This window comes from Streptacidiphilus sp. ASG 303 (assembly GCF_020991365.1).
In the GTDB taxonomy this organism is placed as follows: Bacteria; Actinomycetota; Actinomycetes; order Streptomycetales; family Streptomycetaceae; genus Peterkaempfera.
The window spans coordinates 1-24368 of record NZ_JAJLRA010000024.1 but is presented as its reverse complement, the minus strand read 5'-3'; the positions used below and the strand labels follow the sequence as shown (position 1 = coordinate 24368).

Here is a 24368-nt window from a genome sequence, read left to right as displayed (position 1 = left end):
GCTCCGGCGCCCCCGGAAATGGGGGATTACGGCCCTGCGTCACGGGGAACGACGCGCCGCTGCGGAGAAATACGGTCACGGAAGGCCACGGAAGCGTCACCCACGGACAGTCACGGGCCGCCCCAGGCGGTCACTTTCAGCTCATCGCAGGTAACAGAAGAGGCTCAAGCGACCACTTTGGCGACACCGAGTAGCGACAGTTTCACGAAGCGTTATTCTCGTCTGACGCACGCCGGAACCCATGCGTCCCACGGTGGGTGGGCGGTCCCGCACTGCACGTATACAGTTCTGCCTCTGGGAGTCCCGTGTACCCACACGTCCGGAACGACGCGCCCGCTCCCTACGACACCTGCGGAGCCTCCGGCCTGGACCTGCTGCGCACCCTGGTCCGCGACCAGCTGCTCCCGGCCGCCCCCGTCCTCGCCCCGGCCGGCACCGCGCTCCGCAGCGGCACCGCCTCCGGCACCCGCTCCCGGACCGCCCCGGGACCGCGCACCACCGGCCACCGCGCCCGCCACGGCACCACCGAGGACGGGCACAACCCGGTGATGGAACTGGTCGAGCGGGCCCAGGCCGGCGAGAGCGAGGCCTTCGGCCGCCTGTACGACCACTATGCGGACACGGTCTACCGCTACATCTACTACCGGGTCGGCGGCCGGGCCACCGCCGAGGACCTCACCAGCGAGACCTTCCTGCGGGCCCTGCGGCGGATCTCCACCTTCACCTGGCAGGGGCGCGACTTCGGCGCCTGGCTGGTGACCATCGCCCGCAACCTGGTGGCCGACCACTTCAAGTCCAGCCGCTTCCGGCTGGAGGTGACCACCGGGGAGATGCTCGACGCCAACGAGGTCGAGCGCAGCCCGGAGGAGTCCGTGCTGGAGTCCCTCTCCAACGCGGCCCTGCTGGACGCGGTCCGCAGACTCAACCCGCAGCAGCGCGAGTGCGTGACGCTGCGCTTCCTCCAGGGGCTCTCGGTCGCCGAGACCGCCCGGATGATGGGGAAGAACGAGGGGGCCATCAAGACCCTCCAGTACCGGGCGGTGCGCACCCTCGCCCGGCTGCTGCCCAGCGACGCCAGGTGACCCACGCGAGGATGAATCAGAGATCACATGATCGGGCGTGCGTAACCGACGCCCGAGGCTGCTCGTTGCCCAGCCAGAGCAACAGTCCGGCCGTCCGGGGTGTCGACAACGACGAGAGGAGGTGCGACCCGTGACAGCGAACGTGCTCGAGAACCGGCGGGCCAAGGCCTTCGCCGAGGCGCTTGCGGCGCACCAGAGCACCGACCGCCGGAACGGGGCCGTCGAGGGCGGCCCCGCACGCGGCCACTCCACCGCCATGGCGGAACTGCTGGCGGCAGCCGACACGCTGACGGCCGCCGCGGTCCCGGCGCCCGTCCTCGACGCGGAGGTGCGCGCGGTCCAGCGGGCGGAGCTGGTGGCCGCCTTCGAGCGGGAGTTCGCCGCGGGCACCGGCTCCGGCGTTCCGGAGCAGCGCGGCCGCGGCGCCCACCGGGCAGCCGCCGCCGTCGGCGGCGCGGCGGCCCGGCTGCGGCCGCGGTCCCGCTGGGGCCGCCGCCTCGCGGCGGGCGGCCTGGCCGCCGGCATCGCGGTCGGCGGCCTCACCGGGGTGTCGATGGCCAGCACCGGCGCGCTGCCGGGCGACACCCTGTACGGGATGAAGCGCAGCCTGGAGGGCTGGCAGCTGGACTGGGCCGGCTCCGACGGCGAGCGCGGCGCGCTGCTGCTGGACCACGCATCCACCCGGATGCGCGAGGCGCGGGAGCTGGTGGTCCGCTCCGGCGGCGACGGCTCCTCCGCCCCCCTCGCCCCCGCCACCGTCGAGCAGATCCGCACCGCGCTGGCCGACATGCACGCGGAGGGGGCGACCGGCCGCCGGCTGCTCTGGGCCGTCTACCGCAGCAACGGCTCGCTGGACCCGATGCGCCGCCTGGCGGGCTTCGCCCGCTCGCAGGACGACCAGTGGACGCAGCTGCGGCGGCGGCTGCCCGAGCAGCTCGCCCCGGTCGCCTCGCAGGTGACCCAGCTGCTGCACGAGATGACGGCGGACGCCACGCAGTTGCACATCCTCCCGCCGCAGGACCACGGCGGCGGCGGGTTGACCGGCACGCCGGGCACCGGTCCGCGCTCGGGCGGCCCGGGCACCACCACCGGAGCGGACCGGACCGGGACGACCGGGCGGCCCCCGTCCGACGGCCCGTCCAGCCCGGCCGCCGAGCGGCGCGACGAGACCCCCCCGTCGGCCACCGCGGGGGCCTCCGCGACGCCGGGCAGCACCCCGGCCGGGGGCCCGGTCGGCGGCCTGGTGGACGGCATCACCGGCGGCCTGACCGGCCGCGGCTCCGGGGCGGACGGCAGCACCGGCACGGCGGCCCCGGGCTCCACCCCGGCGGACGGGTCCACCGCGACCGGCGGCGCCAAGCCCGGGCTGACCGTTCCGCCGCTGATCCCGGGCCTGCTGCCCGGGGTCGGCCTCGGACTCGGCTGACGGCCCGGCTGACGGCGCAGCACACGCGCGGCACGGGGCCGCCGCCCGCACGGTTGCGGGCGGCGGCCCCTCGGCGTGCCCGGTCCTGCGGCACACCCGGCTCCGGTGCGCGGGCGGCGCCGGACCGTGTCCGGCGTGTCCGGCTGGCCCCGGGGCGTGTCCGCCTCCGGGACGCGCCTGTCCCCGCCGGAGCCGGCCGGCCCCGGGGCGGGAACGCGGAAGGGGCCGCGGGACGGCTCAGAAGAAGACCGAGCGGCGCTGCACCAGCAGGCGGTAGAGCGTGTGCTGGATGGTCTCCCGGACCTCGTCGGTGAGGTCGAAGACCAGCATCGGGTCGTCCGCCGCCTCCGGCGGGTGGACGTCGGTCGCGATCGGCTCGCCGAACTGGATGGTCCACTTGGTGGGCAGCGGCACGGCGCCGAGCGGCCCCAGCCAGGGGAAGGTCGGCGTGAGCGGCACGTACGGCAGGCCGAGGAGCCGGGCGAGGGTCCGGGCGTTGCCGATCATCGGGTAGGTCTCCTCGGCGCCCACGATCGAGCAGGGCACGATCGGCACCTGCGCCCGCAGCGCGGAGGCGACGAACCCGCCGCGGCCGAACCGCTGGAGCTTGTAGCGCTCGGAGAACGGCTTGCCGATGCCCTTGAAGCCCTCCGGCCAGACCCCGACCACCTCGCCGCGCTCCAGCAGCCGCTGGGCGTCCTCGTTGCAGGCCAGGGTGTGGCCGGCCTTGCGGGCCAGCTCGTTGACGCCGGGGAGGACGAAGACCAGGTCGGCGGCGAGCATCCGCAGGTGGCGGCGGGCCGGGTGGTGGTCGTGGACGGCCACGTGGGTCATCAGGGCGTCCAGCGGGACCACCCCGGAGTGGTTGGCGACGATCAGCACGCCGCCCTCGGCCGGGATGTTCTCGATCCCCCGCACCTCGACCCGGAAGTACTTCTCGGCCAGCGGGCGCAGCAGCGACAGGAACACCTCCTCGGTGAGCTCCCGGTCGAAGCCGAACTCGTCCACCTCGTAGTCGCCCGTGATGCGGCGGCGCAGGAAGGCCAGCCCGTTGGCCGCCCGGCGCTCCCAGCCGCGGCCCAGCAGCCGCTCGGCGGCCCCGCCGAGGGGCCCGGCGAGGGCGTGGCCGACCGCGTCGGCGATCCGCTCGGCGGCCGCTCCGGCCCGGTCGGCGGCCCCGCCGACCGCCTCCCCGACGGCCGCCGCGCCCGCCGCGCCCGCGGCGGCCGGACCGGGCAGCGGGCCCTGGGGCAGGGCGGAGAGCGGCGGCAGCCGCCGGTGGGCGGCGCGCCGGTCGTCCTCGGGCCCGGCCGCGGGCGGGCGCACCGGCCCCCTGGCGCGCCGGGCGTCGCGGCCCTGCGCCGGCGGCCTGGTGCCCGGCCGGGTCCGGTCGGCGCCCTCCCGGCCCGGGACGGACCGGTCGGCGGTGGACCGGTCGGCAGTGGACCGGTCGGCGTCCGGCTGCGCGGCGGCCTCGCGGTCGCGGGAGGGGGGCTGCGCCGCACCGCCGGTCCGGGCGGACTCGATCGGGATGACCTTGGCATCGCCCATGGCGTACTCCCTCGCGGCGCTCATCGCAGGTCCAGCTCCCATGTGCCCGATTCCGCGGGGCCCGCTCCCGCGGGGCCCCCTTCCGTGGTGCGTCCCGCCGCCGCGGGGGTGCGGCCGGCGGGCGGCAGCATCCCCGCCAGCCGGTCGGTGGCGGCCGCCAGGCGCTCCGTGGGGAGCAGGCCGGCCGCCGCGGCCGCCGCGAAGTCCGCGAAGGCCTCGGCGGTGCTGCGTACGGGCGTGTACCCGAAGGTCTCGTGAAGGTGCCTCACGTCGACGACCCGGCCGTGGGTGAGGAGCCGGATCTGCTCCGGGGAGAAGTCCGCGACCCGGGTCTGCCGGATCAGTCCGGCGACCCAGCTGATGGCGGGGAGCAGCAGCGGGACGGTGGGGCGGGCGAGGCGGCGGGCGCACTGGGAGAGCAGCAGCACGCCCTCGCCGGCGACGTTGAAGGTGCCGCTGTTGGTGGTGCCGCGGCGGGGTTCGAGGGCGGCGAGCCGGAGCACCTCGACCGCGTCGTCCTCGTGGACGAACTGCATCCGGGGGTCGTAGCCGAGCACGGTGGGGAGCACCGGCAGCGAGAAGTACTCGTTGAGCGGGGTGTCCGCGGCCGGGCCGACGATGTTGGCGAACCGCAGGACGCAGACGGCCACGTCGGGGCGGCGGCGGGAGAAGCCGCGGACGTACCCCTCGACCTCGCAGGCGTCCTTGGCGAAGCCGCCGGAGGGCAGCGCCCGGGGCTGCATCTGCTCGGTGAAGACGGCGGGGTCGCGCGGGGCGGAGCCGTACACGCTGGTGGTGGACTTGACCACGAGCCGCTGCACGGTGGGGGCCTTCTGGCAGGCGCCGAGCAGCTGCATGGTGCCGATGACGTTGGTCTCCTTGACCGTGCCGCGGCCGCCGGAGCCCAGCGGGGTCGCGGTCACGTTCAGGTGGACCACGGTGTCGACGGAGTGCTCGGCGATGATCCGGGCCACGGCGGGGCGGCGGATGTCGGCGCGGGCGAAGACGTAGTCGGCGACGCGGCCGCCGGACCCCTCGGGGGGCGCCTGCTCCAGGCCGTACGGGGACGGCTGGACGTCGACGCCGACGACCAGGTCGACGTCCGGCTCCCGCCGGATCTCCCGGACGAACCGGGCGCCGAGGTGGCGGGCCACCCCGGTGACGAGCACGACCTTTCCCACGGTGGAAGTCCTCCCGTCCGAAAACCCCTGCCCGCACAGCACCGTATCGCCTGGTTGTTTCAGGGGGACGACCCGGCGTCACCGGTGTGGCGGCGATCACCGGGGCCGTACCGCCCGGCGGCACGCCGTCTCCGTGATCCTACGACAGCGGAGGGTGTCCGGGGCGGAGGGCGTCCGGGCCTCCCCGGCGGACCGGACGTCCCGGGGACCGGACCCGGGGGTCCGGCCCGGCAGCGCCCACCGGCGCGGAGGCGGCCGCCGGTGCAGGGGCGGCGGCCGGTGCAGGGGCGGCGGCCGGCCCGGAAACGCCGACGCCCGCCCCGGCGGTGGGCCGGGGCGGGCGTCGGGCTGATCGGGGCGCTGCTTACTTCTTGTTGCGCCGCTGCACACGCGTCCGCTTCAGCAGCTTGCGGTGCTTCTTCTTGGCCATACGCTTGCGGCGCTTCTTGATGACAGAGCCCACGGAACAACCCTCGCTCACTGGGACTCTCTCGCGACCGCGGCGCGGTGCTCTGGAGTCCGGATACGACTGACGGAAGCCATAGCCTACCTTCCGCACCCCGCGTGCCGTAATCGAGTCGCACACACGGGTGCGGCGGACTCCTGCCGGGCCCGTCCCGGCAGCGCCGCGCCCCTGGTCCGCTAGGCGGTCTCCCGCCCGACGTAGGACTCCCGGAGGTAGTCGTGGACCGCCTGCTCGGGGACCCGGAAGGAGCGTCCCACCCTGATGGCGGGCAGCTCCCCGCCGTGCACCAACCGGTACACGGTCATCTTGGACACCCGCATGACCGCGGCCACCTCCGCCACGGTCAGGAAGTTCACCTCGTTCAGAGGCCTCTCACCAGACGCCATGTCAGCACCGACCTTTCGCATGTGCTGAGCACCGGCTTCCCCTCCGGTGACTGAAGCCAGCACACCCGTATCCCCAGAGTAGTTGCGGGTGGTACGGGTGGGAAGAGGGGTGAGGCCGCCTCCGTCACCGTGGCCGCACGACCCGTCGCAGCAGGTGAGCGCCGGGCGGGCCGCCGCGGACCGGTGACCCGGCGTCGCGGGGGCCTCCCGCGCCGCCGGCCCCGGCGTCGGCTCGCGGAAGCACACGGCCCGCGCGGGAGCGCGGGGGGCGCGCCCCGGCCGCCGTCCGCGCGCCGGTCGCACGCCCGGCGGGCGGCCGGCGGTGGGAACAGCGGTGCTGCCGGGGGTGCGGGCGGCCGGGGGTGCGGGCGGACGGCGGTGCGGGCGGACGGCGGTGCGGCCGGACGGGTCAGGGGAGCAGGCCGTGGTACGGGAAGACCTCGCGGCGGGCCGCGAGGATCGCCTGGTCGAGCCGGTCGGCGGGGTCGTAGCCGCCCTCCGCGAAGTCGGGCCAGACCACCGGGTGGCGGCCGTCGGTCATCCGCAGCGGCGCCTGCCGCCGGGTGCGGCGGTACACCTCGGCGCGCCACTCGGCGGGCGTGTCGGACTCCGGGTCCAGGGGGCGCCCGGCGGCGATGGCCGTGAGGTGGGTCCAGATGCGCGGCACGACGTCGACGACGGCGTACCCGCCGCCGCCGAGCGCGACCCAGCGGCCGTCCGCGTACCGGTGGGCGAGGTCGTGGAGGGCCTCGGCCATGGCCCGCTGGGCGTCCAGCGAGACGGCGAAGTGCGCGAGGGGGTCCTCGACGTGGGTGTCGGCGCCGTGCTGGGTGACCAGCACCTGCGGCCGGAAGGCGGCCAGCAGCTCGGGGACGGTGGCGTGGAAGGCGCGCAGCCAGCCCGCGTCGCCGGTTCCGGCGGGCAGCGGGACGTTGGCCGCGCTGCCGGGCGCGTCCGGGCCGCCGGTCTCGCCGGGCCAGCCGGTCTGCGGGAAGAGCGTGGCGGGGTGCTCGTGGACCGAGACGGTGAGCACCCGGGGGTCGTTCCAGAAGACGTGCTGCACGCCGTCGCCGTGGTGGACGTCCACGTCGACGTAGGCGACCCGCTCGACGCCGAGTTCCAGCAGGCGGGCGACGGCGAGCGCCGCGTCGTTGTAGACGCAGAAGCCGGAGGCCCGCTCGGGCATCGCGTGGTGCAGGCCGCCGGCGACGTTGACGGCGTGCAGGGGGCGCGGCCGGTCGCCGGGGGTGCCGGGCGCGGGCCACACGGCCTCGGCGGCGGCGACCGACTGACCGGCGATCAGGGCGGAGGCGGTGTGCATGGCGGCGAAGGCCGGGTTGTCCTCGGTGCCGAGGCCGCGCCGCACGTCCTGCCCGGCCGGGTCGTCCCAGTGCGCGGCGGTGCGGCGGACGGCGTCGATGTAGGCCTGGTCGTGCACCAGCCGCAGCGTGGAGTCGCCGGCGGGGGCGGCCGCCCCGACGGTGACGCCCGGCGCGTCGGGGATGCCGAAGGCCTCCACGAGCCGCATGGTGAGGGCGAGCCGCACCGGGTCCATGGGGTGGCCGGGGCCGAAGTCGTAGGCGGTGACGGCCTCGTCCCACTGCAGGCGGAGGCCGCAGGGGACGGTTCGGGGCCGGGCGGCGGGGGCGGACATGGCCGCCACGGTAGCGGAGGGGCCCGCGCCGGGCCGGTCAGCCCGCCCCGGCGATCGCGCCGGTGCCCGTGCCGGTCCCCGCGTCGGTGCCCGCGTCCGGGTCGGGACCGGCCGGGGCGGCGGTGGCGGCGGTGGCGGGGTCGGCGGCCCGGCGCGGTGCGGGGCCGAAGGCCCGGGAGACCGGCAGGACGGCGAGGACGAGGACGAGCGGGATCGCGAGCGCCGCCCGGTAGGAGGCGGCGTCGCCGACCGCGCCGACGAGGGGCGAACCGACCAGGAAGCCGACGTAGTTGAAGAGGTTGAGGCGCGCCACCGCCGTCTCCCGCGCGTGCGGGAGGCGCCGGGCCCCCGCGGCGAAGACCTGCGGCACGACGGCGCACAGCCCCGCGCCCAGCAGGGCGAAGCCCAGGACGCCGGTCCAGGGGCCGGGCGCGGCCGCGGCGGCCGCGAAGCCGAGCGCGGAGAGCACGGCGCCGGTCCGCACCACCGCGGGGGCGCCCCAGCGCTGCACGGCCGCGTCGCCGAAGGTCCGGCCCGCCAGCATGGCCGCCGTGTAGGCGTTGTACGGGACGGTGGCCAGGGCCTCGGAGGCGTGCAGGGTGTCGTGGAGGTACTTGGCGCTCCAGTTGGAGACGGTGGCGTCGGCGATGTACGCGGCGGTCATGGCGAAGCAGAGCGGCAGCAGCGGCCGCCAGGGGACGGGGCGGCGCGGCGCGGCGGACCCGTCCCGCGCGACCCGGTCCTCCCGCACGGCCCGGTCCTCCCGCACGGCCGGGGCGCCACCGGCGTCCGGACCGGCCGGCCCCAGGTGCCGGGTGCCCGCCGCCAGGACCACCGGCAGCAGCACCGCGGCCGTGCCGCCGAACAGCACCGGCAGCGGGAGGTGCCCGTGCGCACCGGCCCAGGCCAGGGTGGCGCCGGCGATGCCGCCCAGGCTGAAGGCGGCGTGGAAGCCGAGCATGACGGAGCGTCCGCAGCGGCGCTGGAGGTCGACGCCGAGCATGTTCATCGAGGCGTCCAGCGCGCCGACGGCCAGGCCGAAGGCCGCCAGGGCCAGGGCCAGCTGCCACAGGGCGGTGCCCGCCCCGGTGCAGGCGAGGGCGAGCAGGACCAGGGGCTGCGCGGTCCGCAGCACCGCGCGGGCGGAGGTGCGCCGGGCGAGGTGCTCCGAGGCGACGCTGCCCGCTCCGGCGAGGACCGGCACCGCGGCGAGGAGGGCCGGGAGGAGCGCGTCCCCGACGCCGTACCGGTCCTGGACGGCCGGGATGCGGGTGACGAGCAGGGCGAAGGCCGCCCCCTGGCAGAGGAAGCAGGCGAGCAGGGCGGTCCGGGCCCGCCGCAGGCGGTCGGCCGCCTCCGCGGGCGCCGTCTCCCGGGGCGCCCCTCCCGCCGGCGCTCCTCCCACCGGCGCTCCTCCCGCGGGAGCTCCCCCGGCGGGAACTCCCCCCGCGGGGGCCGCGCCCGCGGCCCCCGGCCCCTCCGTGGCGGGCCTCCCCTCCATGGCCGGGCTCCCCTCCGTGCCGCCGCCCCTCGTGCCGCCGTCCGGCGGGCGGTTCCGGCGTGAGCGTAGGGGCGCGGGGCGGGCCGCGGAAGGGTCCGGACGCGGCGGTTCCGCCGGAATCCGCCATCCCTTGTGACTCCCTTCGGGTGAGTTGCCATGTTTTGCGCTCATCGGTGCTTACGGTGAGAGTGTGTGCCGTAGGTGACGGCCCCCCGGGAGAGATGAGGACACGTCGTGGGGATGGTGCGCGCTCTCGGTCCCCAGCTCCTGCACGTCCGCCGCCGCCAGGCCGTCGACCGGACCCTCCAGGACCTGCTCACCGCCGTCCTGACGGCACCTCGGCTCCCGCGGTCCGCCTTCGCCCCGGAGCTGCTGGAGCGGGTCCCCGTCGACCGGCTGCAGCTGATGGTGGACCAGCTCCGCGAGCGGCACGGCGCCGTGCGGTCGGTCCAGCCCCACGAGGGCCTGTGGCGGGTGCACTGCGCCGACGGCGGCGAGCTGCTCTGGGCCGGCCTGGACGGCGACGGCCTGCTCACCTCGCTGGTCCTCGGACCGGCCGCGCTGACGGCCCGCCGCACCGCCGCCGAACCCCCCGGCCCCCGGCGGTCCGCCGAGCGCCGCGCCGTCGCCCCGTCCACCCGTCCGGTCGCCGGTCCTGCCGCCGCCGCACGGCCGGCCGCCCCCGCGCCGCCCGCAGCGCGCCCGGCCCCCGCCTCCACCGCCGCGCAGGCCCGGCAGGAGGCCGCCCGCCGGTACGCGCTGGCCGCCGCCGGGACCGCCGGCTGGGCGGTGCTCCAGCTCGCCCTGGCCCTGGCCGCGGTCTCGGCCACGCAGTGGCTGCTGCTCCTGCTCGCCGCGGCCGCCGCCGCCTGGTGCCTGCTGCACGTCGGCCCCTGGCACGCCCTGCCCCCGTACGCCCGGCTGCTGCCCGGCGCCGCCGTGGCCGGGACCGCCGCCGCCGGCCTGCGCGTGCCCGCCGCCGGCCTGGCCTGGGACCTGCGGGCGCCGCTCGCGCTGCTGCCGCCGCTGGCCGTCCTGGCCGCCGCCGCCTGGACCGCCGCCCGCTGCCGCCCCCGGACCGACCCCGCGGACCCGCCGCTGGTGCTGGCCTCGCCGCTGCGCGGCGGCACCCTCTGCCTGCTCCAGGCCGGCGGCCCCGCCCTCAACCGGCACGCGGCGGACGCCTACGGCCGCGCCGCCCGCCTCGCCGTCGACCTCACCGTGCTCGGCAGCGGCCTGCGGTGGCGCCGCCGCCGCGCCCTGGGCCTGATGCCGGCGGAGAACGACGCCTACGCGGCGTACGGGCACCCGGTGCGCAGCCCCTGCGACGGCGTGGTGGCGGTGGTCGTCGACGGGCTGCCCGACAACGAGCCGGGTGCCGTCGACCCCGCGCACCCGCTGGGCAACCACGTCGCCGTGGACACCGGCCGGGCGCTGGTGGTGCTGGCGCACCTGCAGCCGGGCAGCGTCCGGGTGCGGGCGGGGGCGCGGGTCTCGGCGGGGACGATGCTCGGTGCGGTGGGCAACTCCGGCGACACCGGGGGCGAGCCGCTGCTCCACCTGCGGGCGGAGACCCGGACCTCGACCGCCTCCCCCGGGTCCGGGGCGGCCCTGCCGCTGCTCCTCGCCGAGCTGCGCGGGGCGCCGCTGCGCGGCCGCCGCCTCACCGTCGAGGGCTGAGGGACGCGGGGGCCCGGGGCCCGGGGGCGGCCGGACCGGTCCGCCGCCCGGTCAGGTACCGGTCCGCCGCCCGGTGAGGTACCGGCCTGCCGCCGGATCAGGCCCCGGCCAGGCCCAGCAGTACCGGCAGCTCCGCCATGTCGGTGAACAGGCGCGTCGCGCCGGCCGCGGTGAGCCGGTCGGCCGGGGTGAGCGCGGCGTAGCCGAAGACGTCCATCCCGGCCGCGCGGGCGGCGAGCACGCCGTTGGGGCTGTCCTCGACGACGGCGCAGCGGTCCGGCGGCGTGCCCAGGGTGCGGGCGGCGTGCAGGAAGAGGTCGGGGGCGGGCTTGCCCCGGCCGACGTCCTGGGCGCTGAAGATCCGGTCCTCGGGGAGGTGGCCGCGCAGTCCGGCGAGGTCCAGGGCGGTGCGGATCCAGGTGTGGTGCGCGGAGGACGCCAGGCAGTAGGGCGTCCCGGACGCGGCCAGGGCCTTGAGCAGCCCCTCGGCCCCGGCGACCGCGGTGAGCTCCGCCTCGAAGGCGGCGAAGACCCGGGCGTGGAAGAGGTCGTCGAAGCCGTCGGGCAGCGCCCGCCCCGACCGCGCGCGGACCACGTCGTGGATGTGGTGCGCCGCCGTGCCGAGGAAGTCCCGCACCGAGTCGTCGAAGGTGGTGGGGTGGCCGAGCTCGGTGAGGTACTCGGCCAGCACCCGGTTGGAGAGGGGCTCGCTGTCGCAGAGCACCCCGTCGTTGTCGAGGATCACCAGGTCGTAGCGCACCCGGACACCCTATGCGGCGCCGGCGCTGGCGCGGGCGGGGGCGGGCTCCGGCGCGGGCGGGGGCAGGGGCGGGGCGGGCGCCCCCGCCCGCGCCCGGGGTGGCGCTACCGCCCGCCGGCGGCCAGCTCCCGGGAGCGGTCCCGGGCGGCCTCCAGGGCGGCGAGGAAGGCCGCGCGCACGCCGTGGTTCTCCAGCTCGCGGATGGCGGCGATGGTGGTGCCCGCCGGGGAGGTGACGGCCTCCCGCAGTTTGACGGGGTGCTCGCCCGAGTCGCGGAGCATCGTGGAGGCGCCGACCGCCGACTGCACGATCAGGTCGTGGGCGACCGCGCGGGGCAGGCCGAGGAGGATCCCGGCGTCGGTCATGGCCTCGACGAGGAGGTAGAAGTAGGCCGGCCCGGAGCCGGAGAGGGCGGTGGCGGCGTCCTGCTGGGCCTCGGGGACCCGCAGCGTCCTGCCGACGGGCCGGAAGATCTCCTCGGTGCGGCGCAGGTGCTCCTCGGCGGCGTGGGCGCCCGCCGAGATGACGCTCATCGCCTCGTCGACCAGCACCGGGGTGTTGGTCATCACCCGCACCACGGGGGTGCCGGGCGCGAGCCGCTCCTCGAACCAGGCGGTGGGCACGCCCGCCGCGCCGGAGACCACGAGGCGGTCGGCGGGGACGTGCGGGGCCAGCTCGTCCAGCAGGGCGGCCATGTCCTGCGGCTTGACGGTGAGGATCAGGGTGTCGGCGGCCTTGGCGGCGTGCTCGTTGGAGACGGCCTCGACGCCGTACCGCTCGCGGAGCTCGGCGGCGCGCTCGGCGCGGCGGGCGGTGACCAGGACGTCGGCCGGGGCCTTGCCGGCGCGCAGCAGGCCGGAGACCAGCGCCTCGCCGATCTTGCCGGCGCCGAGGACGGCGACTGTCTGGGGCATGGGCGGCTCACCTCGTCGTGTTCCGGGGGCGTGCGCCCCCGGTCGTCTTCCGGACGGTGTCGGGCCCATCCTCGCACCGGGGAGGCGGGGGCGGCGGGGGCGTCCGCCTGCCGGTCGGGGCCGCCGGCGCGGCTCCGGGCCCCCGGGGCCGCGCCGGGGCGTGCGGCCGCTCAGGGCGTCCGGCGGCGCAGGGTGGCGGCGCCCAGGGCGAGCGCGGCGGCGATGCAGCCCGCGGTGACGGACGTGTCGCGGACGAACGCCCCGCCGAGGTCCGCGTGCACGGTGACCTCGGTCATGGCGTCCACCGCGTAGGAGAGCGGCAGCACGTCGGAGACGGCGCCGAGGACGGGCTGCATCTGCCCGCGCGGCACGAAGAGCCCGCAGAGCAGGAACTGGGGCAGCACCACCGCGGGCAGGAACTGCACCGCCTGGAACTCGGTGCGGGCGAAGGCGCTGGTGAAGAGGCCGACGGAGGTGCCGAGCACCGCGTTGAGGACGGCCACCAGCAGCAGCGCCCAGAGCGGGCCGGCGACGTCGAGGCCGAGCAGTCCGACGGCGAGGGCGGTGGCGAGCCCGGCCTGGAGCACCGCGAGGCCGCCGAAGGCCAGGGCGTACCCCAGCAGCAGGTCGAGGCGCCCCAGCGGCATGGAGAGCAGCCGCTCCAGGGTGCCGGAGGAGCGCTCGCGGAGGGTGGCGACCGAGGTGACCAGGAACATCACGGTGAACGGGAAGACGCCGAGCAGCGGCGCGCCGATCCGGTCGAAGACCTGCGGGGAGCCGTCGTAGATCCAGGAGAGCAGGGCGAGCAGCAGGCAGGGGACGACCAGCAGCAGGGCGACGGTGCGCGGGTCGTGGCGGAGCTGGAGCAGCACGCGGCGGGCGGTGGCGCCGGCGCGGGCGGCACCGGCGGCGAGGGGGCGCGGGGCGGCGGTCACGGCCGGACCTCCCGGGGGTGGCGGGCGGAGGGGGTCCCGGCGCCGCCGGGAGCCGCGGTACCGCCGGTACCGCCGGGACCGGCGGGGCCCTCGGGGCCCGCCGGGGCCTCGACGAGGCGGAGGAAGGCGTCCTCGACGGTGGCGGCGCCGGTGCGGGCGCGCAGCGCGTCGGGGGTGTCCTCGGCGAGCAGCCGGCCCTCGCGCAGGAGCAGCAGGCGGTCGCAGCGCTCCGCCTCGTCCATGACGTGGCTGGAGACCAGGACGGCGGCGCCGTCGGCGGCGAGCCGGTGGAAGAGCGCCCACAGGTCGCGGCGGAGCACGGGGTCGAGGCCGACGGTGGGCTCGTCGAGGACGAGCAGCTCGGGGCGGTCGCCGGTGCCGGCGCCGAGCAGGGCGACGGCGAGCGAGACGCGGCTGCGCTGGCCGCCGGAGAGGCGGGAGGCGAGCGTGCCCGCGTACCCGGCGAGGTCGACCTCGGCCAGCACCCGGTCCACGGCCTCGGCGCGGGCCGCGCGGCGGGCGCGGCCGGGCGCGAGGACGGCGGCGTAGTAGGCGAGGTTCTCCCGCACCGAGAGGTCGGCGTAGACGGAGGGCGCCTGGGTGACGTACCCGACGCGGTGGCGCAGGCCGGGGTCGCCGGCGGGCAGGCCGAGGACCTCGGCGGTGCCGGTGGCGTTGGCCTGGACGCCGGCCAGGACGCGCATCAGGGTGGTCTTGCCGCAGCCGGAGGGCCCGAGGAGTCCGGTGACGGTGGACCGGGGGACGGTGAAGCCGAGGCCGTCGAGCACGGTGCGGCCGCCGCGGACGACGGTGAGGGCCTCGGCCCGCACCGCCACGGTATTCATCATGCGGAGAATATCCTCTCCGGCGAGCGCGGGGTCAAGGGAGGCGTGCGGGACAAATCAGGGTTGTCCCCTATGGTGCGGACCCCGCCGCAGGCGCACCGTGAAGGCATGACAGCACACGGAGACATGACCCCGGGTGAGAACCGCCAGCTCGCCGTCGCCTCGGCGACGCTCGGCCCCTGGCGGACCGCGGCGGCCGTCGGCACGCTGGGCGGCGCCGCCGCCCTGGGCGTCGACGTGCTCACCGGCGACTGGTCGCTCGGCATCCTCGCCGGGCCGGTCAGCCTCGCCCTCTTCCTCTTCTTCCTGGTCGGCGGCGTGGGCTCGGTCACCGGCCGCGCCGGCGGCGACCGGCGGCTGCGCCGCTGGGCCGCCGAGCACCCCTGGCGGGTGGCGGCCGTCCCGGCCGTCCTGCTGCTGGTGCTGGACACGGCGGCGCGCAGCCTGCTCTCCTCCGCGAGCCTCGCCGCCGCGCTCTGGGACGGCGTCTGGCACGCGGTCCTGCTGGCGGCGGTGGTCGGGGTCGTCGGCTCGGTCGCGGGGGCGCGCGCCCGCCGGTAGGCGGGGGCCGGGCCGCGGCTCAGCGGCGGGGCCGGCGCCCTCCCGGCGCGCGGCGGGCGCCGGGACGGCCGCCGCGGGGGGTGCGGCGGCGCGCGTGGGCGGCGAGGGCCGCCTCGTGGCGGGCGCGGGCGACGCCCTCGCCGGGCGCCTCGACGAGGCTGCGGACGGCGTACGCGGCCAGGGTGCCCGCGAAGCCGACGACCATGATCGGGGCGAGCGCACGGTCGTCGGCCATCCAGCCGTCCAGCGCGTCCCGGCCCCGGGACAGGGTCCGCCAGGTGCGCAGCCCCGCCATCAGCGAGCAGCCGCCGACGGCGGCCGCGAGCAGCACGTCGAGGAGGGGACCGCCGGTGAAGGCGGAGAGGGCGAGCGACAGCGCCAGGAGGCCCGCCGCGAGCGCGGCCAGCGCCCCGGCGGCGACGGCGGCGCGCCGCAGCGCGTAGCCGGGGCCGCGGTCAGCCCAGGAGGTGCCGAAGAAGCGGACGGGTTCCGGCCGGGGGGCGTCGGTCGGGGCGGCGGGGGCGCGGTCGGCGGTCACGGGGCCGATTGTCCCCGACGGGGGGGGGGGGGCGGGGGGGCCGGCGCCCCCCCCGGCCCCGCCGGTGCTCCGTGCCGTGCCGCCCCGGGCCCGGGACGGCACGGGCCTCAGCCCTCCAGCCGGGACAGGTCGCGGACCGCGCCGCGGTCCGCCGAGGTGGCCATGGCCGCGTAGGCGCGCAGCGCCGCCGAGACCTGCCGCTGCCGGTCCTTCGGCCGGTAGCCGCCGGACGCCTCCAGCCGGGCGCGGCGCGCGGCCAGCTCCTCGTCGGGGACCTCGAGCCGGATGGAGCGGTTCGGGATGTCGATGGAGATCGTGTCGCCGTCCTCGACCAGGGCGATGGTGCCGCCGGACGCCGCCTCCGGGGAGGCGTGGCCGATGGACAGGCCCGAGGTGCCGCCGGAGAAGCGCCCGTCGGTGACCAGCGCGCAGGACTTGCCGAGGCCCCGGCCCTTGAGGAAGGAGGTCGGGTAGAGCATCTCCTGCATGCCGGGGCCGCCCCGGGGGCCCTCGTAGCGGATGACGACGACGTCGCCGGCCTTGATCTGCTTGGCCAGGATCTTGTCGACGGCCTCCTCCTGGGACTCGCAGACCACGGCCGGCCCGGAGAAGGTCCAGATGGACTCGTCGACGCCCGCGGTCTTCACCACGCAGCCGTCCTCGGCGAGGTTGCCCCGGAGCACGGCGAGGCCGCCGTCCTTCGAGTAGGCGTGCGCGGCGTCGCGGATGCAGCCGTTCGCGGCGTCGGTGTCCAGCGAGTCCCAGCGCTCGGACTGGGAGAAGGCGGTCGCGGAGCGGACGCAGCCGGGGGCGGCGTGCCACAGCTCGACGGCCTCGGCGGAGGGCGAGCCGCCGCGCACGTCCCAGGTCTTCAGCCAGTCGGCGAGCGAGGGGCTGTGGACGGTGTGGACGTCCTCGTCGAGCAGCCCGGCGCGGTACAGCTCGCCGAGGATCGCGGGGATGCCGCCGGCCCGGTGGACGTCCTCCATGTAGTAGGTGCCGCCGGGGGCGACGTTCGGGGCGACCTTGGCCAGGCAGGGGACGCGGCGGGAGACGGCGTCGATGTCGGCGAGCCCGTAGTCCAGCTCGGCCTCCTGGGCGGCGGCGAGCAGGTGGAGGATGGTGTTGGTGGAGCCGCCCATGGCGATGTCGAGGGCCATGGCGTTGTCGAAGGCGGCGCGGGTGGCGATCGAGCGGGGCAGCACGGTGGCGTCGTCCTGCCCGTAGTAGCGCCGCGTGAGGTCGACGACGGTGCGGCCGGCCCGCTCGTACAGGTCCCGGCGGGCGGTGTGGGTGGCGAGCACCGAGCCGTTGCCGGGCAGCGAGAGGCCCATGGCCTCGGTGAGGCAGTTCATCGAGTTGGCGGTGAACATGCCCGAGCAGGAGCCGCAGGTGGGGCAGGCGTTCTCCTCGATGCGGAGGATGTCCTCGTCGGAGACGTCCTCGTTGACCGCGTCGGAGATGGCGTTGATCAGGTCGAGCTTGCGGACGGTGCCGTCGACCAGGGTCGCCCGGCCGGCCTCCATGGGGCCGCCGGAGACGAAGACGGTCGGGATGTTCAGGCGCAGCGCGGCCATGAGCATGCCCGGGGTGATCTTGTCGCAGTTGGAGATGCAGATCAGGGCGTCCGCGCAGTGCGCGTTGACCATGTACTCGACCGAGTCGGCGATCAGGTCGCGGGACGGCAGCGAGTAGAGCATGCCGCCGTGGCCCATGGCGATGCCGTCGTCGACCGCGATGGTGTTGAACTCGCGGGGGACGGCCCCGGCCGCCTTGACCGCCTCGGAGACGATCCGGCCGACCGGCTGGAGGTGGGTGTGGCCGGGCACGAACTCGGTGAAGCTGTTGGCCACCGCGACGATCGGCTTGCCGATGTCCCGGCTGTCCACGCCGGAGGCCCGCATGAGGGCCCGGGCGCCCGCCATGTTGCGGCCGTGGGTGACGGTACGCGACCTCAGCTCGGGCACGGTGCTCCACTCCCTTCGCGCCGCGGCGGCGGTGTGTGCGACGCGGGCGGTCCTGCTCTGCGGCTTCTGCGGACCGGTGGGGCGCACCGGGTCCGTGACGGTCGAGCGTACGCCTCCGGCGCCGCCATCCGGACATGGCGTCCGGATGGCGGGACCGCGTCGCGGCGCGGGAGGGCGCGGGCCGGGCCGCGGGGGCGCGGGGTGCGCGGCGGGGGCGCGGGCGGGGGTCAGCGCTCCGTGAGGTAGCGCTGCAGCACCGGCGCGACCAGCCGGACCAGCTCCTCCGGGTCGGCCGAGGCCAGCGGCTCCACCCGGATCACGTACCGGGCGAGCGCGAGGCCGACCATGTGGGAGGCGGCCAGCTCGGCCCGCAGCCGCGGCTCGGGGACGTCCAGTCCGGCCGCGATCCGCTCCATCAGCTCGCGGGAGACGAACTCCCTGAGCATGACCGTGGCCTGGTCCTCCGTCAGGGCCGAGCGGATGACGGCGATCAGCCGCTCCCGGACCTCCGGCTGCTCCCAGAGCGACAGGAAGGAGCGGGCCAGCCGCTCCCCCACCCCCTCGGGGCCGCCCGCCACCGCGTCGTGGACCATCAGCGCCGGGGCGAAGGTGATCTCCAGTGCGGCGGCGAAGAGCTGCTCCTTGCTGCCGAAGTGGTGGTGGACCAGTGCCGGGTCCACCCCTGCCGCCCGGGCGATGCCGCGGATCGACGCCTTGGCGTAGCCGCGGGCGGCGAACTCCGACCGGGCGGCGGCCAGGATCGCCTCCCGGGTCCGCGGCGCCCCGGCCCGCGAGCCCGCCGGGCGGCCGCGGCGGCGGGCCGGCGCCTCCTCCGCGCTCACCGGCGCGCACCCCCGTCCGCGTTCGCACTCCCGTCGGCGCTCCCGTCGGCGTCCCCGTCGGCGCTCCCGTCGGCGCTCCCGTCCACGGCACCGGCACCGGCACCGGCACCGGCGGCGACGCCGACCACGAGCTCCACCACGTACGGCTCCACGACCACGCCGTCGGGGAACGCAGCCAGCAGCGCCTCCCGCTCGGCGGCCAGCAGCCGCTCCCGGTCCGCGGGGGCGAGCACCGCCACGTACGAGCGCGACGCCTGGTCCAGCAGGGCGGTCCCGAGCGGCACCCGGCGCTCCCAGCGGACCGCGGCGGTGGAGACCCGCAGGCCGGAGCGGGACAGGTCCTCCGGGGACCCGCCGTACGGCCGGTGCCCGTGGTACCGCGGGCAGGCCGCGCGCATCCGGGCGGACTGCTCCCGCACCCACGGGACCCCGCGGTCCTTGAGGTTCCACCACAGCGCCAGCGCGCCGCCGGGCCGCAGCACCCGGACCGCCTCGGGCACCGAGCGCGCCGGGTCGGTCCAGTGGAAGGCCTGGGCGTAGGTGACGAGGTCCGCGGAGGAGTCGCGGAACGGCAGGGCGTTGCCGTCGGCGCGCACCAGCGGCAGCCCCGGGCTGACCGCGCGCAGCCGCCCGGCCATGCCCGCGGTGGGCTCGACGGCGGTGACGCGGGCGCCGCGGGCCAGCAGGGCGCGGGCGGAGATGCCGGTGCCCGCCCCCACGTCCAGCACGTCGGCGCCGGCCAGCGGGCGGCCCGCCAGCTCCTCGACGGCGTCGAGGAGCGCAGCGGGGTAGGAGGGCCGGGCGGCGTCGTACTCGGCCGCGACCGCCCCGAAGGAGGAGGCGAGGTCAGCCCCTCCGTTGGCTCCCATCCGCCCGTCCCCTTCCCCTGCGGCGTCCGCCGCGGTGCTCCCCGCGGTCGTGCCTCAGCCTACGTGCGCCGAGGGGGCGAGGTGCTTGCGCGTGAAGGCCAGCGCCTCCGCCAGGTCGGCCTCGCGCTCGTCGGGGGTCGCGGCGCGGCGGGTGTTGACCTCCAGGACGACGTGGCCGTCGAAGCCGCCGGCGGACAGGCGGTCCAGCAGCTCGGCGCAGGGCTGGGTGCCGCGGCCGGGGATGAGGTGCTCGTCCTTGGCCGAGCCGCTGCCGTCGGCGAGGTGGACGTGCGCCAGCCGGTCGCCCATGCGGTCCACCATGGCCAGGGCGTCGACCCGGGAGGTGGCGGCGTGGGAGAGGTCGACGGTGAAGTGCCGGTAGTCCTCGTCCGTGGGGTCCCAGCCCGGCGCGTACGCGAGGACCTCGCGGTCGCGGTAGCGCCACGGGTACATGTTCTCCACCGCGAACCGGACGTCGGTCTCGTCCGCCATCCGCCACACGCCCTCGACGAACTCGCGGGCGTACTGCCGCTGCCAGCGGAACGGCGGGTGGACCACCACGGTCCCCGCGCCCAGCTTCTCGGCGGCGGCGCGGGCGCGCTCCAGCTTGGTCCACGGGTCGGTGCTCCACACCCGCTGCGTGATGAGCAGGCAGGGGGCGTGCACGGCCAGGATCGGGACGCCGTGGTCGTCGGAGAGGCGGCGCAGCGCCTCGATGTCCTGGCTGACCGGGTCGGTCCACACCATGACCTCGACGCCGTCGTAGCCGAGGCGGGCGGCGGCCTCGAAGGCGGCGGCGGTGTTCTCCGGGTAGACCGAGGCGGTGGAGAGGGCGACCCTGGCGCCCGGCCCGCGGCCGCCGGCCGGGGCGGGGGCGGCGGGGGGGCGGGGGGCGGCGGTCGCGGCGGGGCGGCCGGCCGGTGCGGGTGCGGGTGCCGATTCCGGTGCCGGTCCGAGGAGGCCCGGCGGCTGCGGCAGGGACCGCCCGTCGGGGCCGCGCAGGGTGCCGGGCGCGACGGCCGTGCCGGCGGGGCGGTCGGAGGCGGTGGCGGCGGGGGTGCCGCTGTCCGGGGGCGGCGCGGGCGCGGGCGCCGGGGCGGCGGCCGCCGGGGTCGCCGCGGACCCGGCGGCGCCGGGGAGCGCGACCGCCCGCGCCGCGCGCGCGGCGTCGGCGGCCTTCGCGGCGGCCCGCTTCACGGCGGCGGTCTGCTTCACCGCGGCCTGCTTCACGGCGGCCTGCCGGGCGGCGGCGGCCTGCTTCACCGGGCCCCGTCCGGCGCCGCCGGTTACGCCGGTGCCGTGCGGCCGGCCGCCGGCGTCGGCGGCCGCGTCGTCCGCGGACTCCGTACCGCGCCGGGCGGCGGCCCGGCGGGCGCGGGCGGCCTCCAGGGCCGCGCCCGCGACCTCCCGGGTCGCGGCGGCGCGCTTGGCCACCACGCGCCGGGCGGCGCGGGCCGCGCGCCGCGCCTCGGTGTCGGGGCCGTCCGTGCCGGGGCCGCCGCTGTCGGGGCCGCCGCTGTCGGGGCCGCCCGGGACCGGGCCGTCGCCGGCCGGACCCCGCCGGTCCGGGGCGTCGCGGTCCGGCCCCGCCGTGTCCTGGTCCGCTGGGTCCGCCACGGAAGACAGACTATGCGGCTCCCGTGCGCCGCGGGACCCCGCCCGGCCGCCGGTCGGGGGTGCTGCGGCCCCGTCCGGGGCCTCGGATGGTCCGGTCATGCGTATGCCGCCGAGTCGTCGAGGGTCTCTCCTGCCGCCGGGTCCGGGCTCGCACCGGCCCCGGCCCCGTGCTCCTGCCCCCGGCGCCCGCCGGTGACCCGTGGCACGGACCTCAGGGGGTCGTCCCTTCACACGTCGCCCGACCCGGTGCCCGTCTCCGTCATCATGTCCAGGCGCCGCAGGATGACGCCCTCGCGCAGCGCCCAGGGGCAGATGTCGACCTCCTCCAGCCCGAAGAGGTCCATGGCGGCGTCGGCGACCAGCGCCCCCGCGAGGAGCTGCCGGGCCCGGCCCTCGGAGACCCCGGGTATGCGGGCGCGCTCGGCCTCCGTCATCGTGGCGATCCTCGGCAGCCACTCGTCGAGGCCGGCCTTGGTGAGGCGCCTCGGCACGTAGGGGCCGGCCTCGGAGCGGGGCGCGCCGGTCATCCGGGCGAGCTGCTTGAACGTCTTGGAGGTGGCGACCGTGTGCCCGGGCGGCCCGAGCCGGGAGACGCCGCCCACGACCCGGGCGATCTCGGCGCGGACCTGGCGCCGCACCTCCCGCACGTCCTCCGGGCTCGGCGGGTCGCCGGGCAGCCGCCCGGAGGTGAGCCGGCCCGCCCCCAGCGGCAGCGACACGGCGACGTCGGGGGACTCGTCCACGCCGCAGGCGATCTCCAGGGAGCCGCCGCCGATGTCCAGGACCAGCAGCCGGCCCGAGGACCAGCCGAACCAGCGGCGGGCGGCGAGGAAGGTCAGCCGCGCCTCGTCCCCGCCGGAGAGCACCCGCAGCGCGACGCCGGTCTCCTGCTCGACCCGGGCCAGCACCTCCTCGCCGTTGGCCGCCTCGCGGACGGCGGAGGTGGCGAACGGGAGCACGTCCTCGACGCCCTTGTCCTCGGCGACCCGCATCGCGGAGGCGACGGCCGCGACCAGGCGGTGCACGCCGTCCGCGGTGATGGCGCCGTCCGCGTCCAGCAGTTCGGCGAGGCGCAGCTCCTCCTTGGAGGAGAAGGCGGGCATCGGGCACGCACCCCGGTGCGCGTCCACCACGAGGAAGTGGACGGTGTTGGAACCCACGTCGAGTACGCCCAGTCGCATAGCGCTCCACGCTACCGGCACGGCGGCGCAGGTCGGAGGGGTTCCCGGACCCCGGGAGGGCGTCCGCGGGCGGGACGGGCGCCGCACGCGCCCCGGCGGCTGCGGCGGGGCCCCGGCCGGGCCCCGGGCGGGAGGTCCCGCGGAAGCCCGGCAAACACTCCGCTAACGGGACGATCCGCGCCCCCGGGCAGGGCATAGGCTGGCCCCGTGGCAGCAGCAGAGAAGGACCGGGGACACGGCACCGCGCGCGGCACGGGGGCGGCGCGCCGCCGCGAGGTGCCGCTGGACTTCCCCCGGGCGTGGGTGGAGTTCCCCGACCCGGCCGACGAGGACCAGGTCTTCCGCTGCGACCTGACGTGGCTGACCTCCCGCTGGGCCTGCATCTTCGGCCGCGGCTGCCACGGCATCCGCCCCGGCCGCGGCGAGTCCGACGGATGCTGCACCCTGGGCGCCCACTGGTCCGACGAGGACGACGAGCAGCGCGTGGCGGAGCACGCCGCCCGGCTGACCCCCGAGACGTGGCAGTACCACCACCTGGGCACCGGCCCGGACGGCTCGGTGCTGCTCGACGGCGGCATCACCCAGCTCGACGAGGACGGCGACCGGCAGACCCGCCGGGCCGACGGCGCCTGCGTCTTCCTCAACCGGCCGGGCTTCCCCGGCGGCGCCGGCTGCGCCCTGCACACGCTCGCCCTCAAGGAGGGCCGCGAGCCGCTGGAGACCAAGCCCGACGTCTGCTGGCAGCTGCCGATCCGGCGCACCTACGAGTGGGTGGACCGGCCCGACGACACCCGGGTGCTGGTGGTCTCCATCGGCGAGTACGACCGCCGCGGCTGGGGGCCGGGCGGGCACGACCTGCACTGGTGGTGCACCGGCAGCCCGGAGGCGCACGGCGGCTCCGAGCCGGTGTACGTCGGCTACCGGCCGGAACTCACCGAGCTGATGGGCCCCGAGGGGTACGCGGTGCTGGCCGGGCTGTGCGAGGAGCGGATCGCCGCCCGCGCCGACCGGACCCTGGCGCCCCACCCGGCGGACCCGGAGCGGTAGGCGGGCGCCGCCGCGCCGGAAAACCGGTGGCGGCCCGGCCGCCGCGCCGCGCAGGCTCGTGGGGACGCACCCGGCGCAGAAGGCGAGGAGAGCGACCGTGACCGACGAGACCACCGCCCCCGGCGGGACCACCGCCCCCGACGAGGCCACCGCCGTCGGCGGGACCGGCGGACCCGGCGCGGGGGCGGCCGGGAGGCTGGCGCCCGGCAGCGAGGTGACGGTCCTGCTGGTGAAGCACCCCCGGCCGGACGTCCGCTACCCGGCCCTGGTGGACGGGGACGACGGGACGCGGATCACCGTGCGGGCCCCCTGGGCGGGGCCGCCGAGCCGCGACTTCGGCTTCGTCCGGTTCGAGCGGGGCGACGTGTTCACCGAGCACTACTGGCGGGACCGCTGGTACTCCGTCAAGGAGGTGCGCGACGGGCGCGGGGCGCTGAAGGGCTGGTACTGCGACGTCACCCGGCCCGCGGCGGTCCGGGACGGCGCCGTGGTGGTCCACGACCTCGACCTGGACCTGTGGCTGCCGGCCGACCGGTCCGCGCCGCTGCGGCTGGACGAGGACGAGTTCCTCGCGAGCGGCCTGGCGGAGCGCGACCCCGCCGCCGCGGCCCGCGCCCGCGAGGCCCTGGACGAGCTGGAGCTGCTCTCCCGGGACGGCTTCGCCGCCCTGCTGGGCGGCTGAGCGGTCCGCCCGGTGCCGGGCGCGGGGCGGACCGGCCGCCGCCGCCCCGGTGCCGGGCACGGGGGCGTCAGCCCGTGCCGGGCGCCGTCCCGGAGCCGGACGGCGTCGGGGACGCGGTCCCCGACGGCTGCCCGGACGGCCCGGACGTCCCCGGCGGGGAGGAGGGCGCCGGGGAGGAGGGCGCCGGGCCCGACGGCTGCGGGGACGGCGGCGCCGGGGAGGACGGCGGGCCGTCCGAGGGGGAGGGCCGCCCGGTCGGGCCGCCCGAGGGCGCGGGGGTGGACGGCGGGGAGGACGGCGTCGGGGGCCGGTGCGTGCCCGAGGGGGACGGCCGCGGGCCGCCGCTGCCCTCCAGGGTGACGACGGACTCGGAGGGCTGCAGGGCCACGTGGGCGGTCCAGCGGCCGCGGGGCGCCCGGTCGGGGTCGACCGTGACGATGAGGGTGATCCGCTGCCCGGGCTCCAGCACCCCGGAGTCCCGGCTGAGACGGAGCCAGGAGGCGTCGGTGACGGCCCGCCAGAAGAGGCTGTGGGCACCGGTGTTGGTGAGGGTGACGACGGTGCGGCTGCCGTACTCGCTCGCCGCGACCGACAGCCGGCCGGGCGCGGCCCCCGCGGCCGCGGCCCCGGCGGCGGCGGGCCCGGCGGCGGCGGGCCCGGCGGCGGGCGGCCCGGCGGGGACC

Annotated in this window: 21 protein-coding genes and 2 pseudogenes; 6 read left to right on the top strand and 17 right to left on the bottom strand. The window is 77.8% G+C overall.

Annotation, left to right across the window (positions count from 1 at the left end; translation table 11 throughout):
- Positions 1-305 precede the first annotated feature (305 nt).
- Positions 306-1082, top strand: a complete 777-nt coding sequence (locus LO771_RS23490; protein WP_230746151.1) for an ECF subfamily RNA polymerase sigma factor, BldN family — start codon at positions 306-308, stop codon at positions 1080-1082.
- Between the two features lie 130 nt (positions 1083-1212).
- Positions 1213-2508 carry a DUF5667 domain-containing protein gene (locus LO771_RS23485; protein WP_230746149.1) on the top strand — a complete coding sequence of 432 codons (1296 nt, stop codon included), beginning with the start codon at positions 1213-1215 and terminating at the stop codon, positions 2506-2508.
- A gap of 237 nt (positions 2509-2745) precedes the next feature.
- On the opposite strand, the gene LO771_RS23480 is transcribed toward LO771_RS23485, so the two are convergent.
- The 6 genes from LO771_RS23480 to LO771_RS23455 all read right to left on the bottom strand — a co-directional run bounded on the left by LO771_RS23480 (position 2746) and on the right by LO771_RS23455 (position 9151).
- On the bottom strand, positions 2746-4083 hold the full coding sequence (locus LO771_RS23480; protein ID WP_230746147.1) for a lysophospholipid acyltransferase family protein: 1338 nt from the start codon (positions 4081-4083) through the stop codon (positions 2746-2748).
- Positions 4080-5240, bottom strand: a complete 1161-nt coding sequence (locus LO771_RS23475) for an NAD-dependent epimerase/dehydratase family protein (protein WP_230746146.1) — start codon at positions 5238-5240, stop codon at positions 4080-4082. The genes LO771_RS23480 and LO771_RS23475 overlap by 4 nt, the downstream gene beginning before the upstream one ends.
- A gap of 364 nt (positions 5241-5604) precedes the next feature.
- Positions 5605-5703, bottom strand: a complete 99-nt coding sequence (locus LO771_RS23470; protein ID WP_003948845.1) for a 30S ribosomal protein bS22 — start codon at positions 5701-5703, stop codon at positions 5605-5607.
- A gap of 179 nt (positions 5704-5882) precedes the next feature.
- Positions 5883-6092 (bottom strand): helix-turn-helix domain-containing protein, encoded by a 210-nt coding sequence (locus LO771_RS23465; RefSeq protein WP_230746143.1) that lies wholly within the window; start codon positions 6090-6092, stop codon positions 5883-5885.
- A gap of 409 nt (positions 6093-6501) precedes the next feature.
- Positions 6502-7746 carry an acetoin utilization protein AcuC gene (locus tag LO771_RS23460; RefSeq protein ID WP_230746135.1) on the bottom strand — a complete coding sequence of 415 codons (1245 nt, stop codon included), beginning with the start codon at positions 7744-7746 and terminating at the stop codon, positions 6502-6504.
- A gap of 37 nt (positions 7747-7783) precedes the next feature.
- The gene (locus LO771_RS23455; protein ID WP_374228225.1) at positions 7784-9151 is read right to left on the bottom strand and encodes an MFS transporter; all 1368 of its coding nucleotides are present in this window, start codon (positions 9149-9151) and stop codon (positions 7784-7786) included.
- 336 nt (positions 9152-9487) lie between these two features.
- On the opposite strand from LO771_RS23455, the gene LO771_RS23450 reads away from it, so the two are divergent.
- The gene (locus LO771_RS23450) at positions 9488-10927 is read left to right on the top strand and encodes a M23 family metallopeptidase (protein WP_230746133.1); all 1440 of its coding nucleotides are present in this window, start codon (positions 9488-9490) and stop codon (positions 10925-10927) included.
- Between the two features lie 97 nt (positions 10928-11024).
- On the opposite strand, the gene LO771_RS23445 is transcribed toward LO771_RS23450, so the two are convergent.
- The 4 genes from LO771_RS23445 to LO771_RS23430 all read right to left on the bottom strand — a co-directional run bounded on the left by LO771_RS23445 (position 11025) and on the right by LO771_RS23430 (position 14384).
- Positions 11025-11687: an HAD family phosphatase gene (locus tag LO771_RS23445; protein WP_230746131.1), complete on the bottom strand. Its 663-nt coding sequence runs from the start codon at positions 11685-11687 to the stop codon at positions 11025-11027.
- Between the two features lie 104 nt (positions 11688-11791).
- Positions 11792-12601 carry a pyrroline-5-carboxylate reductase gene (proC, locus tag LO771_RS23440; RefSeq protein WP_230746129.1) on the bottom strand — a complete coding sequence of 270 codons (810 nt, stop codon included), beginning with the start codon at positions 12599-12601 and terminating at the stop codon, positions 11792-11794.
- 170 nt (positions 12602-12771) lie between these two features.
- Positions 12772-13536, bottom strand: coding sequence for an ABC transporter permease (locus LO771_RS23435; RefSeq protein ID WP_230746118.1), 765 nt, complete (start codon positions 13534-13536; stop codon positions 12772-12774).
- Positions 13533-14384: an ABC transporter ATP-binding protein gene (locus LO771_RS23430; protein ID WP_230746116.1), complete on the bottom strand. Its 852-nt coding sequence runs from the start codon at positions 14382-14384 to the stop codon at positions 13533-13535. The genes LO771_RS23435 and LO771_RS23430 overlap by 4 nt, the downstream gene beginning before the upstream one ends.
- Before the next feature lie 105 nt (positions 14385-14489).
- On the opposite strand from LO771_RS23430, the gene LO771_RS23425 reads away from it, so the two are divergent.
- Positions 14490-14942 (top strand): hypothetical protein, encoded by a 453-nt coding sequence (locus tag LO771_RS23425; protein WP_230746107.1) that lies wholly within the window; start codon positions 14490-14492, stop codon positions 14940-14942.
- 19 nt (positions 14943-14961) lie between these two features.
- Here LO771_RS23425 and LO771_RS23420 read toward each other — a convergent pair whose 3' ends face one another.
- The 6 genes and pseudogenes from LO771_RS23420 to LO771_RS23395 form a co-directional block, all read right to left on the bottom strand.
- Positions 14962-15480 carry a hypothetical protein gene (locus LO771_RS23420; RefSeq protein ID WP_230746105.1) on the bottom strand — a complete coding sequence of 173 codons (519 nt, stop codon included), beginning with the start codon at positions 15478-15480 and terminating at the stop codon, positions 14962-14964.
- Between the two features lie 107 nt (positions 15481-15587).
- A complete protein-coding gene (gene ilvD, locus LO771_RS23415; RefSeq protein WP_230746103.1) occupies positions 15588-17447 on the bottom strand; it encodes a dihydroxy-acid dehydratase in 1860 nt (619 codons plus the stop codon).
- 227 nt (positions 17448-17674) lie between these two features.
- Positions 17675-18289 (bottom strand): TetR family transcriptional regulator, encoded by a 615-nt coding sequence (locus LO771_RS23410; RefSeq protein WP_230746101.1) that lies wholly within the window; start codon positions 18287-18289, stop codon positions 17675-17677.
- Positions 18286-19158, bottom strand: coding sequence for a class I SAM-dependent methyltransferase (locus tag LO771_RS23405; RefSeq protein ID WP_230746099.1), 873 nt, complete (start codon positions 19156-19158; stop codon positions 18286-18288). Before LO771_RS23405 ends, LO771_RS23410 begins: the two co-directional genes overlap by 4 nt.
- Positions 19159-19212: 54 nt before the next feature.
- A pseudogene (locus LO771_RS23400) lies at positions 19213-20013 on the bottom strand (sugar phosphate isomerase/epimerase family protein); the annotation flags it as partial.
- Positions 20014-21002: 989 nt separating this feature from the next.
- Positions 21003-21956: a Ppx/GppA phosphatase family protein gene (locus tag LO771_RS23395; protein ID WP_230746097.1), complete on the bottom strand. Its 954-nt coding sequence runs from the start codon at positions 21954-21956 to the stop codon at positions 21003-21005.
- Positions 21957-22163: 207 nt separating this feature from the next.
- Here LO771_RS23395 and LO771_RS23390 point away from each other — a divergent pair, with 207 nt between their 5' ends.
- Both LO771_RS23390 and LO771_RS23385 read left to right on the top strand, forming a co-directional pair.
- A complete protein-coding gene (locus LO771_RS23390) occupies positions 22164-23003 on the top strand; it encodes a hypothetical protein (RefSeq protein ID WP_374228224.1) in 840 nt (279 codons plus the stop codon).
- A gap of 196 nt (positions 23004-23199) precedes the next feature.
- Entirely contained in the window at positions 23200-23685 is a 486-nt protein-coding gene (locus LO771_RS23385; RefSeq protein WP_230746326.1) for a DUF402 domain-containing protein, read from the top strand.
- Between the two features lie 67 nt (positions 23686-23752).
- Here LO771_RS23385 and LO771_RS23380 read toward each other — a convergent pair.
- Positions 23753-24368 (bottom strand): annotated as a pseudogene (locus tag LO771_RS23380) (hypothetical protein); the annotation flags it as partial.

Bases quoted from the DNA above. Each gene is read 5' to 3' on its own strand.
- LO771_RS23450 (WP_230746133.1), top strand. From the start codon at position 9,488: ATGGTGCGCGCTCTCGGTCCCCAGCTCCTGCACGTCCGCCGCCGCCAG.
- LO771_RS23405 (WP_230746099.1), bottom strand. From the start codon at position 19,158: ATGGGAGCCAACGGAGGGGCTGACCTCGCCTCCTCCTTCGGGGCGGTC.
- LO771_RS23465 (WP_230746143.1), bottom strand. From the start codon at position 6,092: ATGGCGTCTGGTGAGAGGCCTCTGAACGAGGTGAACTTCCTGACCGTG.
- LO771_RS23430 (WP_230746116.1), bottom strand. From the start codon at position 14,384: ATGATGAATACCGTGGCGGTGCGGGCCGAGGCCCTCACCGTCGTCCGC.
- LO771_RS23460 (WP_230746135.1), bottom strand. From the start codon at position 7,746: ATGTCCGCCCCCGCCGCCCGGCCCCGAACCGTCCCCTGCGGCCTCCGC.
- LO771_RS23395 (WP_230746097.1), bottom strand. From the start codon at position 21,956: ATGCGACTGGGCGTACTCGACGTGGGTTCCAACACCGTCCACTTCCTC.
- LO771_RS23480 (WP_230746147.1), bottom strand. From the start codon at position 4,083: ATGAGCGCCGCGAGGGAGTACGCCATGGGCGATGCCAAGGTCATCCCG.
- LO771_RS23425 (WP_230746107.1), top strand. From the start codon at position 14,490: ATGACAGCACACGGAGACATGACCCCGGGTGAGAACCGCCAGCTCGCC.
- proC (WP_230746129.1), bottom strand. From the start codon at position 12,601: ATGCCCCAGACAGTCGCCGTCCTCGGCGCCGGCAAGATCGGCGAGGCG.